Genomic DNA, 16,839 nt, shown 5'->3' with positions numbered 1-16,839 from the left:
GCACTCCTGGATAAACCGTTGTTTGAGCGAGGGCCGACCTTAGAAGGTCTGGCCCAGAGAGAATTGGAACACCTGGGTATCGGCGTCGTCCGGCTTCTTGATCGGCATCGCCAGGCTGAAGCTCAGCGGGCCGAGTGCGGTGATCCAGGTGACGCCCAGGCCGACCGAGCTGGCCATGTCCGAGAAACCGACCTTCGCGCAGTCCGGCTTGCTGCCGCAATTGGTGTCGAAGACGTTACCCACGTCCCAGAACACGGAGGTGCGCAGCGAACGCTGGTCCTTGACGAACGGCAGTGGGAACAGCAGCTCGACACCGCCTTGTACCAGCACGTTGCCACCGAACGGCAATGGATCCTGATCCGGGTCACGAACGGTTCCGTTACGAGTGCCGTCGCTCGGCGTACTGCGCGGACCCAGGCTGCTGTCCTTGAAGCCACGTACGGAGTTGAAGCCACCCGCGTAGTAGTTCTCGTAGAACGGCAGGCCGGAAGTACCACCGAAGCCATCACCATAGCCCAGCTCGGTGTGCAGGCGCAGGGTGTAGTCGTTGTTGATCGGCTGGAACAGCTGACCGCGGTAGTCGAGCTTGTAGAACGACAGGTCGCTGCCTGGAATGGTCGATTCCAGGGTCAAGCTCTGGGAGTGACCACGGGTCGCCAGTACGCCTTTGTTCAAGGTGGATTCGGACCAGCCGATCGATGCCTTGAAGTTCAGGAAGTTGTCACCTTCTTCTTCGAGGAAGTCGAAGATCTCGTCGACGGTGTACTTACCGGTCTTGATCTTGTCCTGCTGCACGCTCAGGCCGTAGGTCAGGCGCGAGGTTTCGCTGATCGGGTAACCCAGGCTGACGCCGGCACCGAGGCTGTCCACCGCATAGCTGGCCACGTCGACGTCGAGGTCGTCGTAGTCGGTGCTGCGGTAGAAGGCGTTGTAGCCCAGGCTCACGCCGTCGGCGGTGAAGTAGGGGTCAACGAAGCCGAAGTTGTAGCGGGTCTGGTATTCCGAACGGGTCAGGCCGATGGATACCTTGTTACCGGTACCGAGGAAGTTGCTCTGGCTGATCGAGCCACCGAGGATCAGGCCGGCGCTCTGGGCGAAACCGACGCTGGCGGTGATCGAACCGGAAGCCTGCTCTTCGACGGCGTAGTTGACGTCGACCTGGTCGTCGGTGCCTGGCACCGGCGGCGTCTCGACGTTGGCTTCCTTGAAGAAGCCCAGGCGCTCGAGGCGGGTCTTGGACTGGTCGATCAGGTAGGTCGAAGCCCAGCCGCCTTCCATCTGGCGCATTTCGCGACGCAGCACTTCGTCTTCGGTCTTGGTGTTGCCGCGGTAGTTGATGCGGTTGACGTAGGCACGCTTGCCCGGATCGACCACGAACATGATGTCCACGGTGTGGTCTTCGTCGTTGGCCTGCGGCACGCCGTTTACGTTGGCGAAGGTATAGCCTTCGTTACCCAGGCGGCGGGTGATCAGGTCGGAAGTCGAGGTCATCACCTTGCGCGAGAATACCTGGCCCGGCTGCACCAGCAGCAGCGACTTGACCTGGTCTTCCGGCACCTTGAGGTCACCGGACAGCTTCACGTCGCGGACGGTGTACTTCTCGCCCTCGTTGATGTTGACGGTGATGTAGACGTGCTTCTTGTCCGGGGTGATGGACACCTGGGTGGAGGTGATGTCCATGTTGATGTAGCCGCGGTCCAGGTAGTAGGAACGCAGGCGCTCCAGGTCACCGGAAAGTTTCTCGCGGGCATACTTGTCGTCGTTCTTGAAGAACGACAGCCAGTTGGTGGTGTGCAGTTCGAACAGCTGGCCCAGGGTATCGTCGTCGAACACGTTGTTGCCGACGATGTTGATGTGCTGGATGGCAGCGACGGTGCCTTCGTTGATCTTGATCTTCAACGCGACGCGGTTGCGCGGCTGCGGCACGACCTCGGCGTCGACCTCGGCCGAGTAGCGGCCCTGGGCCACGTACTGGCGCTGCAGTTCGTTACGCACGCCTTCGAGGGTGGCACGCTGGAAGATCTCGCCTTCGGCCAGGCCCGATTGCTTCAGGCCTTTCATCAGGTCTTCGGTGCTGATCGCCTTGTTGCCTTCGATCTCGATGCTCGACACCGAGGGGCGCTCGACCACGTTGATGATCAGGACGTCGCCGTCACGGTCCAGCTGGATGTCCTGGAAGAACCCGGTCTTGAACAGCGAGCGGGTCGAATCCACCAGGCGCCGATCGTCAGCCTGGTCGCCCACGTTCAGGGGCAAGGCGCCGAACACGCTGCCGGCGGACACCCGCTGCAGGCCGTTGACTCGGATATCGGAGATGGTGAAGGACTCGGCGTGAACTTCAGCGATCATCAGTGCGGACATGACCGCAGTTAGCAGCAGACGTTTCATGAAGTCCTTTTATTCCAACTGGCAATAAACAACCTGCCGCATAAAGGCGGCAGGTTCGCAATTGAGCGAAGCTTTTATAGTCGACCCAGATCGTTGATCAGGGCGAGCAACATCACCCCTACGACCAAACTGATACCGATCTGGACCCCCCAACCTTGCACCCGATCCGACAGCGGACGACCGCGCGCCCACTCGACCAGGTAAAACAGCAAATGCCCCCCATCCAGTACGGGGATGGGCAGCAGGTTAAGAACCCCCAGGCTTATGCTCAGGTAGGCCAGGAAATTCAGGAAATCCCCCACGCCGGACTGGGCTGAAGCGCCCGCCACTTTAGCAATGGTTATCGGTCCGCTCAAGTTTTTTACCGAGAGCTCCCCGAACAGCATTTTCTTCAGCGACTCCAGGGTAAGCACGCTCATGTTCCAGGTTCGCGACAGGCCCTCACCTACCGCATCCAGCGGACCATAGCTGACCTCGCGAAGCATGTTCGCCGGCCATTGCCCGGGTTTCACCCCTGCCCCCAGGTAGCCGCCAGAGGCCTTGCCCTCACCGTGACGCGCCAGGGTGACCGGCACATCCAGCTGCGCACCGTCACGTTCGACACGCAATGTCACTTTTGTTTCCGGACGGGCGCGCACGGCGTCCACCAGTTGCTGCCAGTCACTCATCGCCACGCCGTCGAGGGCCAGCAACTTGTCGCCGGTTTGCAGCCCGGCGGCGGCAGCCGGGCTCTTTGGCGCGATCTCGGCGAGCACCGGGGCGATCGCCGGGCGCCATGGACGCAGGCCCAGGGATTGGATCGGGTCCGGCTCGTCGGCACCCTTGAGCCAGGCGTCGAGTTTGATCTGCAATTTTCGTTCAGCACTGGCGCTGTCATCGCGCACGCCCACTTGCAGAGTGCCACTCTCGCCCAGGCGGCGGACCAGTTGCAGATTCACCGCTGACCAACCGCTGGTCGGTTCGCCATCAATGGAAACGATTTCCTGGCCCGCCGTCAGACCGGCCGAGGCAGCCAGGCTGCCTGGCTCGACCGCGCCGATCACTGGGCGGACCTGCTGGGTGCCGAGCATGGCCAGGATCCAGAAGAACACAATCGCCAGGAGGAAGTTGGCGATCGGGCCGGCCGCCACGATGGCGATGCGCTGGCGTACCGATTTGCGGTTGAACGACTGCTCGACCAGGGCTGGCGGCACTTCACCCTCGCGTTCATCGAGCATTTTCACGTAGCCGCCCAGCGGGATCGCCGCCACGACGAACTCGGTGCCCTGCTTGTCGTGCCAGCGCAGCAGCGGCGTGCCGAAGCCGACCGAGAAGCGCAGCACCTTGACGCCACAGCGACGCGCCACCCAGAAGTGGCCGAATTCGTGGAAAGTGACCAGAACACCCAGGGCCACCAGGGTGCCGATAATCATGTAGAGCGCAGTCATGTCTATCTCCGAATGACGTTCAGCGGAACCTGGAGGCTGGCGGCATCAGCGGCCGTGGCGCCTCAGCCATTCCCGGGACAGCTCCCGGGCACGCTGGTCTGCGGCGAATACCGCATCGAGCGAAGGCAGTGTCACCACCGGTTCCTGGTCGAGCACCTGTTCGATCATACCCGCGATTTCCGGGAAGCGGATACGCCGCTGGAGAAACGCCTCCACGGCGATCTCGTTGGCCGCATTGAGCACGGCCGGGGCACTGTTGCCAGCCTCGGCAGCCTGCCGTGCCAGGCGCAGACAAGGAAAGCGCTGCTCGTCGGGTGCCTGGAAATCCAGGCGGGCAATGGCGAACAGGTCGAGCGGGGCCACCCCCGAGTCGATGCGTTCGGGCCAGGCCAGGGCATTGGCGATCGGCGTGCGCATGTCCGGGTTGCCCAACTGGGCCAGCACGGAACCGTCCACGTAGTCGACCAGCGAGTGGATGACGCTCTGCGGGTGCACCACCACCTCGACCTTGGCCGGCGCGGTATCGAACAACCAGCACGCCTCGATCAGTTCGAGGCCCTTGTTCATCATGCTCGCCGAGTCCACCGAGATCTTCCGGCCCATGGACCAGTTGGGGTGGGCGCAAGCCTGCTCAGGCGTTACATCGGCTAGCGCGGCCTGCGGCGTCTCGCGGAACGGGCCGCCCGAAGCGGTCAGCAGGATACGGCGCACGCCCACCTGCCCCAGGCCACGGGCGTAGTCGCCAGGCAGGCACTGGAAGATCGCGTTGTGCTCGCTGTCGATGGGCAACAGCACGGCGCCGCTGCGCCGCACCGCATCCATGAACAGCGCGCCGGACATCACCAGGGATTCCTTGTTGGCCAGCAATACCTTCTTGCCGGCCTCCACCGCCGCCAGGGTCGGACGCAGGCCAGCGGCGCCGACGATGGCAGCCATCACCGCGTCCACCTCGGCCGCCGCCGACACCTGGCACAGCCCGGCCTCGCCAACCAGCACCTCGGTGGCGCAGTTGGCGGTGGCCAGGCCGTCACGCAGACGCGCGGCCTGTTCGGCGGCCGGCACCACGGCGTAGGCCGGGCGATGGCGCAAGCACAGGGCGAGCAACTCGTCGATGCGCGAGTAGCCGCTCAGGGCGAACACTTCATAGCGATCGGGGTGCCGGGCGATCACGTCCAGCGTGCTGAGACCGATCGAACCGGTGGCACCGAGCACGGTGATGCGCTGAACCGCACTCACATCACACCCCATTCGGCGGCCCACAGCAGCACCGCAAACACCGGAATGGCTGCAGTCAGGCTGTCGATGCGATCGAGGACGCCACCATGCCCAGGCAGCAGGTTGCTGCTGTCCTTGATGCCGGAGCGGCGCTTGAACATGCTTTCGGTGAGATCCCCCACCACCGAGGACGCCACCACGATCGCGGCGCCCAGCAGGCCCAGCAGGATCTGGCCGAAGCCCCAGTCACGGTTCAGGCCGACCACCAGGGTGATCACCATGCTCAGTGCCAGGCCGCCATATACGCCCTCCCAGCTCTTGCCCGGGCTGACCTGCGGCGCCAGCTTGCGCTTGCCGAACTTGCGACCGGAGAAGTAGGCACCGATATCGGCGGACCAGACCAGGACCATGACCGACAGGATCAACCAGTTGCCCAGCGGCCAGTGCTTGAGCAGCACCAGGCCCTGCCAGGCCGGCAGCAGCACCAGCAAGCCGATCAGCAAGCGGCAGGCAGCACTGGCCCAGAGCTCGCTGGTACGCGGGAAGGTCAGCACCAGCCAGGTCGCCAGCGCCCACCAGATCACCGATGCCCCCAGCACCCAGGGCGCCAGTTCCGGAAGGATATACAGCAGCATCAGCGCCCCGGCGACGACGGCGGCGTAGACAATGCGCAGCGGCTGGGCCATCAGCCCGGCCAGACGCGCCCATTCCCAGCCCCCCAGGGTCACCACGAAACCGATGAAGAGGGCAAAATCCCCACCGTTGAGCAGGAAGAAGCCACCTATCGCGATCGGCAGCAGGATCAGCGCGGTAATGATGCGTTGTTTAAGCATTAAGCACGAGCTCCAGCCTCGACCTGCTCGCTGGTCTTACCGAAGCGGCGCTGGCGCGAAGCGAAATCGGCCAGGGCGTTGCGCATGGCCTCGTGTTTGAAGTCCGGCCAGAAGAGGTCGGAGAAATACAGCTCGGCATAGGCCAGTTGCCACAGCAGGAAATTGCTGATGCGATGCTCGCCGCCCGTACGGATGCACAGGTCCGGCAACGGCAGTTCGCCGGTGGCCAGGCAGGTCTGCAACAAATCCGGGGTGATGTCATCCGGGCGCAGGTGCCCCGCCTGGACCTCACGCGCCAGGCGCTGGGCGGCCTGGGCGATATCCCACTGGCCACCGTAGTTGGCGGCGATCTGCAGGATGAAGCGGTTGTTGCCTGCGGTCAGTGCCTCGGCTTCGCGCATGGCGGCCTGCAGCTCAGGGTGGAAGCGCGAACGGTCACCAATGATGCGCAGGCTGATCCTGTTCTCGTTGAGGCGCCTGGCCTCGCGACGCAGGGCCGAGAAGAACAGCTCCATCAAGGCACCGACCTCCTCGGCCGGGCGCTGCCAGTTCTCGCTGGAGAAGGCGAACAGGGTCAGGACCTCGACCCCCGCCTCGGCGCACACCTCGATGACCGCACGCACTGCATCGACGCCGGCCTTGTGCCCGGCAACGCCGGGCAAAAGGCGCTTCTTCGCCCAGCGATTATTGCCATCCATGATGATCGCGACGTGACGCGGCACCGAGGACGGTGCCGCCAACTTGGACTTTTCCATTAAAAAACCTCGGCCTTAGACGGCCATCAGGTCCTTTTCCTTGGCTTTGTAGGCAGCATCGACTTCAGCAATGAACTTGTCGGTCAGCTTCTGGATCTCGTCCGCGGCACGACGCTCTTCGTCTTCGCTGATTTCCTTGTCCTTGGTCAGCTTCTTCAGGTCGCCCAGGGCATCGCGGCGCACGTTGCGCACGGCTACCTTGGCGTCTTCGGCAACACCGCTGGCCTGCTTGGTGTAGCCCTTGCGGGTCTCTTCGGTCAGGGCCGGCATCGGCACGCGAATGGTGGTACCGGCGCTCGATGGGTTAAGGCCCAGGTCGGAGGTCAGGATGGCCTTCTCGATGGCGGCGCTGAGGTTCTTGTCGTGGGCGACGATCTTCAGGGTACGGGCGTCCTCGACGGTGATCGCGGCAACCTGGTTCAGCGGCATTTCGCTGCCCCAGGCAGTAACCTTGACGGTATCCAGGATGCTTGGGTGAGCGCGACCGGTGCGGATCGCCGCCAGGTTGCGGCCCAGGGCTTCGAGGGACTTGGTCATGCGCTCCTGCGCGTCTTTCTTGATGTCGTTGATCATGCTTGGACTTCCTCGATCAAAGTACCTTCACCGCCACCGACCACGATGTTCAGCAGGGCGCCAGGCTTGTTCATGTTGAATACCCGCAATGGCATCTTGTGGTCACGGCACAGGCAGATTGCGGTCAGGTCCATCACACCCAGCTTGCGATCCAGGACCTCGTCATAGGTCAGGTGATCGAACTTCTCGGCATGCGGATCCTTGAATGGATCGGCAGTGTACACACCATCAACCTTGGTCGCCTTCAATACCACGTCGGCATCGATTTCGATGCCGCGCAGGCAGGCCGCGGAGTCGGTAGTGAAGAACGGGTTGCCGGTACCGGCGGAGAAAATTACCACATCCCCGGAGTTGAGGTGGCGAATAGCTTTGCGACGATCATAATGGTCGGTCACGCCCACCATGGAAATGGCCGACATCACCAGAGCCGGGATGTTCGAGCGCTCCAGCGCATCGCGCATGGCCAGGCCGTTCATCACGGTGGCGAGCATGCCCATGTGGTCACCGGTGACGCGATCCATGCCAGCTGCGCTCAGCGCGGCACCGCGGAACAGGTTGCCACCACCGATCACCAGGCCGACCTGGACACCGATACCTACCAGCTGGCCGACTTCAAGGGCCATGCGGTCCAGCACCTTCGGGTCGATCCCGAAGTCTTCCGAGCCCATCAGGGCCTCGCCGCTAAGTTTGAGCAAAATGCGTTTATAGCGAGGTTGGCGACCACTCACCTGCTGAGCCATTGCGAGTCTCTCCTGCGGCGTACTTTTAGAAAATTCGTGCGGGCTGTTTACAGCCTGCTAACTGTAGCGTGGCACCGCTTCGGTGCCAGCGGAGCCGGGCCGGATAAACCCTTCTCCGTTTTGACAAAGAGGCTGCGCGCGTGAGCGGGCAGCCTCTTCGGGGCGACAGACGGGGCTGTCTTACTGCTTGGCAGCAGCTACCTGAGCGGCAACTTCGGCAGCGAAGTCGTCGACTGGCTTCTCGATGCCTTCGCCAACCTTGAAGTAGGTGAAGGAAACGATTTCAGCACCGGCTTTCTTGGCCAGCTCGCCAACTTTGACTTCTGGGTTCATGACGAAGGCTTGCTCTTTCAGCGAGGCTTCGGCCTTGAACTTGGCGATACGACCGTTGACCATGTTTTCAACGATGTTTTCCGGCTTGCCGGCGATCTTGTCAGCGTTCAGCTGCAGGAAGACGCCCTTCTCGCGCTCGATGGCCTCGGCGGAGATTTCCGACGAATCCAGGAACTCTGGGTTCGAAGCTGCAACGTGCATGGCGATGTTCTTGGCCAGCTCGACGTCGCCGCCTTTCAGGACGACAGCGGCACCGATCTTGTTGCCGTGCAGGTAGGCACCGACAACGTCACCCTCGACGCGCACCAGGCGACGGATGTTGACGTTCTCGCCGCACTTGGCGACCAGGGCTTCACGAGCAGCTTCACGCGAGGCGATCAGCGGAGCAGCGTCGGTCAGCTTCTGGGCGAAGGCTTCTTCCAGGCTTTCGGCCACGAAGTTCTTGAAGTCGTCTTGCAGGGCCAGGAAGTCGGTCTGCGAGTTCACTTCCAGCAGAACGGCGACCTTGCCGTCGGTCTTGACGGCGATGGCGCCTTCAGCAGCGACGTTGCCAGCCTTCTTGGCGGCCTTGATGGCGCCCGAGGCACGCATGTCGTCAATGGCTTTCTCGATGTCGCCGCCGGCCTTTTCCAGGGCCTTTTTGCAATCCATCATGCCTTCGCCGGTACGCTCGCGCAGTTCTTTGACCAGCGCTGCAGTAATTGCTGCCATTTCAAAATCCTCTTGGAAAGTTTTTCAACCATTCCACCCGCTCGTCACGGGCGTTAAATTCTGCAAATCGCTGCTGTTATATCAGCTTGCCCATGATGCGGGGCCGTTGCTGACAGCAGGATTTCAAGGTGGCAAAAAGGGGGCAGAGCCCCCTTTTCGCGTGCCAAGCAGACGCTAGCGTCTATTACTCGGCAGCAGGTGCAGCCGCTTCTTCAGCGTAGACTTCGGTGCCGCCGGCAACGTTGTTGCGGCCGCGGATGATGGCGTCGGCCATCGAAGTCATGTACAGCTCGATGGCGCGGATGGCGTCATCGTTACCTGGGATCACGTAGTCAACGCCTTCTGGGCTGCTGTTGGTATCGACAACGCCGATAACCGGGATGCCCAGCTTGTTGGCTTCGGTGATGGCGATGCGCTCGTGATCAACGTCGATCACGAACAGGGCATCAGGCAGGCCGCCCATGTCCTTGATACCACCCAGGCTGCGGTCCAGCTTTTCCAGATCGCGCGAACGCATCAGGGCTTCTTTCTTGGTCAGCTTGGCAAAGGTGCCATCTTCGGCCTGGGTTTCCAGGTCGCGCAGACGCTTGATCGAGGCGCGGATGGTTTTGTAGTTGGTCAGCATGCCGCCCAACCAGCGGTGATCAACGTATGGCGAACCTGCGCGAGCTGCTTGCTCGGCGACGATCTTGCCGGCGGAACGCTTGGTGCCGACGAACAGGATCTTGTTCTTGCCCTGGGCCAGGCGCTCTACGAACGACAGAGCGTCGTTGAACATCGGCAGGGTTTTTTCCAGGTTGATGATGTGGATCTTGTTACGCGCGCCGAAAATGTACTTGCCCATTTTCGGGTTCCAGTAACGGGTCTGGTGGCCGAAGTGCACACCGGCCTTCAGCATATCGCGCATGTTGACTTGGGACATGATAGTTCCTTGAGTAAGTCGGGTTGGGCCTCCACGTATCCCAATGACCAACCCGCGATCCACGAGGAATCGGGGCACCCAGGCCATCGTGTCGACACGTGTGTGGGTTTGAGCTTCCAGGGACGTCCCTGAAAGCGGCGCATGTTATACCACACACCGCAGGCAAACGGAACCCGGCAAAGCGGTGGCAAGCGACAAGCTGTAAAGCATCATAAAAAGCAGATCAGCCGTTGCTTGAAGCTTGAAGCTGCAAGCCCGCTCCCCATGGTAGAATGCGGCCTTTCCCGTTTGTTCGCGCCCCAGATGGCGCCGTAGAGAGCCTGCAATGACCGTTACCATCAAGACCGCAGAAGACATCGAAAAGATGCGCATCGCCGGCCGCCTGGCCGCCGAGGTGCTGGAAATGATCGAGGAACACGTCAAGCCCGGCGTTACCACCGAAGAGCTCGACCGCCTGTGCCACGACTACATCGTCAACGTCCAGCAAGCGATCCCGGCGCCGCTCAACTACAAGGGCTTTCCCAAGTCGATCTGCACCTCGGTCAACCATGTGGTGTGCCACGGCATTCCCGGTGAAAAGCCGCTCAAGGACGGCGACACGCTGAACATCGACGTCACCGTGATCAAGGATGGCTACCACGGCGACACCAGCCGCATGTTCCACGTCGGCACCGTGCCGGCCTGGGCCGAGCGCCTGTCCAAGGTCACCCAGGAATGCATGTACAAGGCCATCGAGCTGGTCAAGCCGGGCTGCCGCCTGGGCGACATCGGCGAAGTGATCCAGAAGCATGCGGAGAAGAACGGTTTCTCCGTGGTCCGCGAATTCTGCGGGCACGGCATCGGCAAGGTGTTCCACGAAGAACCGCAGATCCTCCACTACGGCAAGGCCGGCACCGGCATGGAGCTCAAGGAAGGCATGACCTTCACCATCGAGCCGATGATCAACCAGGGCAAGGCGGACACCAAGGTGCTGGGCGACGGCTGGACCGCCATCACCAAGGACCGCAAGCTCTCGGCCCAGTGGGAACACACCCTGGTGGTGACCGCCAGCGGCTACGAGATCTTCACCCTGCGCAAGGACGATACCATCCCGCGCACTTCGGCCTGACCCTATTCGGCCTCTCTACGACAGGAACGCGACAGCATGCCCCAGGTGGACCCCGAGCTGTTCGACCGCGGCCAGTTCCAGGCGGAACTGGCCCTCAAGGCAAGCCCGATCGCCGCTTTCAAGAAAGCCATCCGCCAGGCTGGCGAAATACTCGACCGGCGCTTTCGCGAGGGTCGCGAGATCCGCGGGCTGATCGAGGATCGCGCCTGGCTCGTCGACAATATCCTGCAGCAAGCCTGGAACCAGTTCGACTGGGGCGACCCCAGCGGCATCGCCCTGGTCGCGGTTGGCGGCTACGGCCGCGGCGAACTGCACCCGCATTCGGACATCGACCTGCTGATCCTGCTCGGCGCCGCGCAACATGAGCAGTACCGCGAGGCCATCGAGCGTTTCCTGACCCTGCTCTGGGACATCGGCCTGGAAGTCGGCCAGAGCGTGCGTACCGTCGACGAATGCGCCGAGCAGGCCCGTGCCGACCTGACGGTGATCACCAACCTGATGGAAAGCCGCACCGTTGCCGGCCCGGAAGCCTTGCGTCAGCGCATGCTGGAGGTGACCAGCACCGCCAGCATGTGGCCCAGCAAGGCGTTCTTCCTGGCCAAGCGTGCCGAGCTCAAGGCCCGCCACCACAAGTACAACGACACCGAGTACAACCTCGAACCCAACGTCAAGGGCTCGCCCGGTGGCCTGCGCGACATCCAGACGGTGCTCTGGGTAGCCCGCCGCCAGTACGGCACCCTGAACCTGCACGCCCTGGCCGGTGAAGGTTTCCTGCTGGAAAGCGAGAACGAGCTGCTGGCCTCCTCCCAGGACTTCCTGTGGAAGGTGCGCTATGCCCTGCACATGCTCGCCGGGCGCGCCGAGGACCGCCTGCTGTTCGACCACCAGCGCAGCATCGCCGCGCTGCTGGGCTACAGCGACGAGAACCCCAAGCGCGCCATCGAGCAGTTCATGCAGCAGTACTACCGGGTGGTGATGAGCATCAGCCAGCTGTGCGACCTGATCATCCAGCACTTCGAGGAAGTCATCCTCGCCGACGACGACAGCGGCAGCACCCAGCCGCTGAACGCCCGCTTCCGCCTCCACGACGGTTACATCGAGGCGGCCAACGCCAACGTGTTCAAGCGCACCCCGTTCGCCATGCTGGAGATCTTCGTGCTGATGGCCCAGCACCCAGAGATCAAGGGCGTGCGCGCCGACACCGTGCGCCTGCTGCGCGAGCACCGGCATCTGATCGACGACACCTTCCGCACCGATATCCGCAACACCAGCCTGTTCATCGAGCTGTTCAAGTGCGAAATCGGTATCCACCGCAACCTGCGGCGGATGAACCGCTACGGCATCCTCGGCCGCTACCTGCCGGAGTTCGGCCTGATCGTCGGACAGATGCAGCACGACCTGTTCCACATCTATACCGTGGACGCGCACACCCTCAACCTCATCAAGCATCTGCGCAAGCTGCAGTACACGCCGGTGTCCGAGAAATTCCCGCTGGCCAGCAAGCTCATGGGGCGCCTGCCCAAGCCTGAGCTGATCTACCTGGCCGGCCTGTACCACGACATCGGCAAGGGCCGCCAGGGCGACCACTCCGAGCTCGGCGCGGTGGATGCGCAGAAGTTCTGCGAACGCCACCAGTTGCCGGCCTGGGACTCGCGCCTGATCGTCTGGCTGGTGCAGAACCACCTGGTGATGTCCACCACCGCCCAGCGCAAGGACCTGTCCGACCCGCAGGTGATCAACGACTTCGCCCTGCACGTCGGTGACGAGACCCGCCTGGACTACCTCTACGTGCTCACCGTGGCCGATATCAATGCCACCAACCCCAGTCTGTGGAACTCCTGGCGGGCCAGCCTGCTGCGCCAGCTCTACACCGAGACCAAGCGCGCCCTGCGCCGAGGCCTGGAAAACCCGCTGGACCGCGAAGAGCAGATCCGCCAGACGCAGAGTGCGGCACTGGACATCCTGATCCGCGAAGGCACCGACCCGGACGACGTCGAGCAGCTCTGGTCGCAGCTGGGCGACGACTATTTCCTCAAGCACACCGCCGCCGACGTGGCCTGGCACAGCGATGCGATCCTCCAGCAGCCAGCCGACGGCGGGCCGCTGGTGCTGATCAAGGAAACCACCCAGCGCGAGTTCGAGGGCGGCACGCAGATCTTCATCTACGCCCCCGACCAGCACGACTTCTTCGCCGTGACCGTGGCCGCGATGTCGCAGCTGAACCTGAACATTCACGATGCCCGGATCATCACCTCGAGCAGCCAGTTCACCCTCGACACCTACATCGTGCTCGACAACGACGGCGGCTCGATCGGCGACAATCCGCAGCGGGTCAAGCAGATCCGCGATGGCCTGACCGAAGCGCTGCGCAACCCCGAGGACTACCCGACCATCATCCAGCGCCGGGTACCGCGTCAGCTCAAGCACTTCAACTTCCCGCCGCAGGTGACCATCCTCAACGATGCCCAGCGCCCGGTGACCATCCTCGAGATCACCGCCCCGGACCGCCCCGGTCTGTTGGCCCGGCTCGGGCGGATCTTCCTGGAGTTCGACCTGTCGCTGCAGAACGCCAAGATCGCCACCCTCGGCGAGCGCGTGGAAGACGTGTTCTTCATCACCGATGCCGACAACCAACCGCTGTCCGACCCGCAATTGTGCAGCCGCCTGCAGGAGGCCATCGTGCAGCAACTGCAGGCGGGCCAGGCCAGCGACGCCAGCCCCGGCCGCGTGAACATTTAACGATTAGACAGACGATTGACGAGACCTTGCGCCGATGAACCATGCCTTGACCCAGCTGCAGCCCTACCCGTTCGAGAAACTCCGCGCCCTGCTGGGTAACGTGAAGCCGGCCGCGGACAAACGTGCCATCGCCCTGTCGATCGGCGAGCCGAAGCACGAATCGCCCGCGTTCGTCGCCCAGGCCATGGCCGACAACCTCGACAAGCTGGCCGTCTACCCCAGCACCATTGGCCTGCCAGCCCTGCGCCAGGCCATCGGCCAATGGTGCGAGCGTCGTTTCGGCGTGCCGGCCGGCTGGCTGGACGCCGACCGCCACGTACTGCCGGTCAACGGCACCCGCGAGGCACTGTTCGCCTTCACCCAGGCCGTGGTCAACCGCGCCGATGATGGGCTGGTGATCAGCCCCAACCCGTTCTACCAGATCTACGAAGGCGCCGCGTTGCTGGCCGGGGCCACCCCGCACTACCTGCCGTGCCTGGAGAACAATGGCTTCAACCCCGACTTCGACGCCGTGCCGGCCGACATCTGGAAACGCTGCCAGATCCTGTTCCTGTGCTCGCCGGGCAACCCGACCGGCGCCCTGGTGCCGATGGACACCCTGAAGAAGCTGATCGCCCTGGCCGACGAGCACGACTTCGTGATCGCCGCCGACGAGTGCTACAGCGAGCTGTACTTCGACGAGGACGCACCGCCACCGGGCCTGCTGAGCGCCTGCGCCGAACTCGGCCGCAGCGACTTCAAGCGCTGCGTGGTGTTCCACAGCCTGTCCAAGCGCTCCAACCTGCCAGGCCTGCGTTCGGGCTTCGTCGCCGGTGACGCCGAGATCATCAAGCCGTTCCTGCTGTACCGCACCTACCACGGCTGCGCCATGCCGGTGCAGACCCAACTGGCCAGCATCGCCGCCTGGCAGGACGAAGCCCATGTACGCGAGAACCGCGACCAGTACCGGGCCAAGTACGATGCCGTGCTGGATATCCTGCAGCCGGTCATGGACGTGCAGCGCCCGGATGGCAGCTTCTACCTGTGGGCCAAGGTGCCGGGCAGCGATGCCGACTTCACCCGCGACCTGTTCGAGGCCGAGCACGTGACCGTGGTGCCCGGCTCGTACCTGTCGCGCGAAGTGGATGGGGTCAACCCGGGCGCAGGCCGGGTGCGCATGGCGCTGGTCGCGCCGCTGGCCGAGTGCATCGAGGCGGCGGAGCGGATTCGCGCCTTCCTGCAGAATCGCTGATAAAGCTGGGGGCGCTTTGCGCCCCATTCGCGGGGCAAGCCCGCTCCCACAGGCCAATGGCCATAAGCAGGCCTATTTGACCGGCCCCAGATTCGCTTCTTTCATATCCAGCTCCCCCAGCACCTGCCGCACCACTTCATCGCCCACCTGATGCTGGCGATGCAGGTTGTACAACTCCAGTCGCTGCGCCCTTAGCGCACGCACCCGCAGACGGCGCTCGAGCAAGTCCATCTGCTCGGCCAAGGCCCGCGCTTCGGCGGTGTCGTTGTAGCTGTCCAGCTCGTCCCGGTACTCGGCCATCAATCGCGCCTTGAGCTCTGTGGCCATGGTCGCCTGCGCGGCATCCTGGGGGGCATGGGTGTCGATCACTTCCTCGGCCTCCAGCGCGTGGATCGCCGCCTCGGCCGTACGCCGCCAGGCCTCTTGCACCTCTTGGTGCAGGCGCTCGTCAGGGCTCTTGACCACACCACGCAACAGCAACGGCAGGGCGATACAGGCACTGATCAGCGACAGCAGGATCACCCCGGCAGCGATGAAAATCAGCAGGTCACGCTCGGGGAATGCCTTGCCCGCGCCCATCAGCAGCGGTACCGACATCACACCAGCGAGAGTCACCGCACCGCGCACGCCACCCAGGGTGATCAACCAGCAGGAACGCGCGGTAGGCACCGACACCAGCGCCGGCTTGCCGCGCCAACGGCGTACCGCACCGACCGCTCGCCAGATGCTCTGCACCCAGATGAAGCGCAGCAGCACCAATGCCGCGAAGATCGCCACCACGTCCAGGCACCGCCAGGCCAGGGTTGGCCACACCGTGGCCTCGTGGCTGACCACGGCCTTGATGATGTCGGGCAACTGCAGGCCCAGCAGCAGGAATATCAGCCCGTTGAAGGCGAACTCCAGCAACGACCAGACACTGCGGTTGAGCAATCGGGTGCTGGTCTGGCGCGGTAGCAGGTCGAGCCAGCTCTGCATCATGCCGGCCGCCACCGCTGAGAGAATGCCCGAGACGCCCAGGCGCTCGGCCAGTACGTAGGCGGCGAACGGCAACAGCAACATGAACACAACATGGGTCGCCGGGTCGTCCCAGCCACGGGCGATCATCCAGGCGCGCAGGCGACCGATCAGCCAACTCAAGGCCACCCCCACTGCCAGGCCACCGAGAGCGACCAGAACGAAACTGAGGCTGGCATCGGTCAGCGAGAACACGCCGGTGATCGCCGCAGCCAGGGCGAACTTGAAGGTCACCAGGCCAGACGCGTCGTTCATCAGCGCCTCGCCTTGCAGGATGCGCATCAGCGGGGTAGGCAGGCGGTCCTGGGCGATGGCTGAAACCGCCACGGCATCGGTAGGCGACAGCACCGCCGCCAGGGCGAACGCGACCGGCAGCGGGATCGACGGCAGCAACCAATGGATGAAATACCCTGCCCCCACCACGGTGAACAGCACCAGCCCTACTGCCAAGGCCACCACCGGGCCACGGATGTGCCACAGCTCGCGTTTGGGGATACGCCAGCCATCGGCGAACAGCAGCGGCGGCAGGAACAGGAACAGGAACAGTTCGGGGTTGAGGGCGACGTGCAAGCCGAGCGTCGGCCAGGCCAGCAGCGCCCCGGCGGCGATCTGCAACAACGGCAACGGCAGCGGGATGACCCGCGCCACCAGTTTCGACACACTTACCAGCGTCAGCAGGATGAGGACGGTATAGGCGGACTGCATCCGTGAAAGCTTCCTTTGTGAACCTAGAACTACAGCGGGGCGAAACATCGCCATTGAAACAACATGTTAGCGGGGTCGGGCGCGACGGATCCGCTGCACGATAGTCGCAAGGGGTGGGCAAATATGTAACATGATAATACTCAAC

The 16,839-nt window shown here is 63.3% G+C and carries 13 protein-coding genes; 3 read left to right on the top strand and 10 right to left on the bottom strand.

The genetic code is table 11. The features are described 5' to 3' along the window. Positions 1–39 precede the first annotated feature (39 nt). The 9 genes from bamA to rpsB form a co-directional block, all read right to left on the bottom strand. A complete protein-coding gene (gene bamA, locus IAE37_RS08795) occupies positions 40–2,388 on the bottom strand; it encodes an outer membrane protein assembly factor BamA (RefSeq protein ID WP_201172361.1) in 2,349 nt (782 codons plus the stop codon). A 74-nt stretch (positions 2,389–2,462) separates the two neighbouring features. Continuing rightward, positions 2,463–3,815, bottom strand: coding sequence for an RIP metalloprotease RseP (rseP, locus tag IAE37_RS08790; protein WP_201172359.1), 1,353 nt, complete (start codon positions 3,813–3,815; stop codon positions 2,463–2,465). A 45-nt stretch (positions 3,816–3,860) separates the two neighbouring features. Beyond that, positions 3,861–5,051 carry a 1-deoxy-D-xylulose-5-phosphate reductoisomerase gene (gene ispC / locus IAE37_RS08785; RefSeq protein ID WP_201172357.1) on the bottom strand — a complete coding sequence of 397 codons (1,191 nt, stop codon included), beginning with the start codon at positions 5,049–5,051 and terminating at the stop codon, positions 3,861–3,863. Continuing rightward, on the bottom strand, positions 5,048–5,863 hold the full coding sequence (locus tag IAE37_RS08780; protein WP_201172355.1) for a phosphatidate cytidylyltransferase: 816 nt from the start codon (positions 5,861–5,863) through the stop codon (positions 5,048–5,050). The genes ispC and IAE37_RS08780 overlap by 4 nt, the downstream gene beginning before the upstream one ends. Next, a complete protein-coding gene (gene uppS, locus IAE37_RS08775) occupies positions 5,863–6,618 on the bottom strand; it encodes a polyprenyl diphosphate synthase (RefSeq protein WP_201172353.1) in 756 nt (251 codons plus the stop codon). Before uppS ends, IAE37_RS08780 begins: the two co-directional genes overlap by 1 nt. A 15-nt stretch (positions 6,619–6,633) precedes the next feature. Further along, positions 6,634–7,191 carry a ribosome recycling factor gene (gene frr / locus IAE37_RS08770; protein WP_060512640.1) on the bottom strand — a complete coding sequence of 186 codons (558 nt, stop codon included), beginning with the start codon at positions 7,189–7,191 and terminating at the stop codon, positions 6,634–6,636. Beyond that, complete coding sequence (pyrH, locus tag IAE37_RS08765) at positions 7,188–7,931, bottom strand: UMP kinase (RefSeq protein WP_060512639.1); 744 nt, start codon at positions 7,929–7,931, stop codon at positions 7,188–7,190. Before pyrH ends, frr begins: the two co-directional genes overlap by 4 nt. Before the next feature lie 180 nt (positions 7,932–8,111). After that, positions 8,112–8,975 carry a translation elongation factor Ts gene (gene tsf, locus IAE37_RS08760; RefSeq protein ID WP_201172351.1) on the bottom strand — a complete coding sequence of 288 codons (864 nt, stop codon included), beginning with the start codon at positions 8,973–8,975 and terminating at the stop codon, positions 8,112–8,114. A gap of 184 nt (positions 8,976–9,159) precedes the next feature. Beyond that, a complete protein-coding gene (gene rpsB / locus IAE37_RS08755; RefSeq protein WP_110639359.1) occupies positions 9,160–9,897 on the bottom strand; it encodes a 30S ribosomal protein S2 in 738 nt (245 codons plus the stop codon). A 325-nt stretch (positions 9,898–10,222) separates the two neighbouring features. On the opposite strand from rpsB, the gene map reads away from it, so the two are divergent. The 3 genes from map to dapC are packed head-to-tail and all read left to right on the top strand — an operon-like array spanning position 10,223 to position 14,975. Beyond that, a complete protein-coding gene (gene map / locus IAE37_RS08750; RefSeq protein WP_201172349.1) occupies positions 10,223–11,005 on the top strand; it encodes a type I methionyl aminopeptidase in 783 nt (260 codons plus the stop codon). 36 nt (positions 11,006–11,041) lie between these two features. Continuing rightward, positions 11,042–13,744 (top strand): [protein-PII] uridylyltransferase, encoded by a 2,703-nt coding sequence (locus tag IAE37_RS08745; RefSeq protein WP_201172347.1) that lies wholly within the window; start codon positions 11,042–11,044, stop codon positions 13,742–13,744. A 34-nt stretch (positions 13,745–13,778) separates the two neighbouring features. Beyond that, entirely contained in the window at positions 13,779–14,975 is a 1,197-nt protein-coding gene (dapC, locus tag IAE37_RS08740) for a succinyldiaminopimelate transaminase (protein WP_201172344.1), read from the top strand. Positions 14,976–15,047: 72 nt separating this feature from the next. On the opposite strand, the gene IAE37_RS08735 is transcribed toward dapC, so the two are convergent. Then, a complete protein-coding gene (locus IAE37_RS08735; protein ID WP_201172341.1) occupies positions 15,048–16,694 on the bottom strand; it encodes a Na+/H+ antiporter in 1,647 nt (548 codons plus the stop codon). Positions 16,695–16,839: the final 145 nt, after the last annotated feature.

Source organism: Pseudomonas sp. S31 (genome assembly GCF_016648105.1).
Classification (GTDB): Bacteria; Pseudomonadota; Gammaproteobacteria; order Pseudomonadales; family Pseudomonadaceae; genus Aquipseudomonas.
The sequence above is the reverse complement of the archived record's forward strand: the minus strand, read 5'-3'. Positions and strand labels throughout refer to the sequence as shown.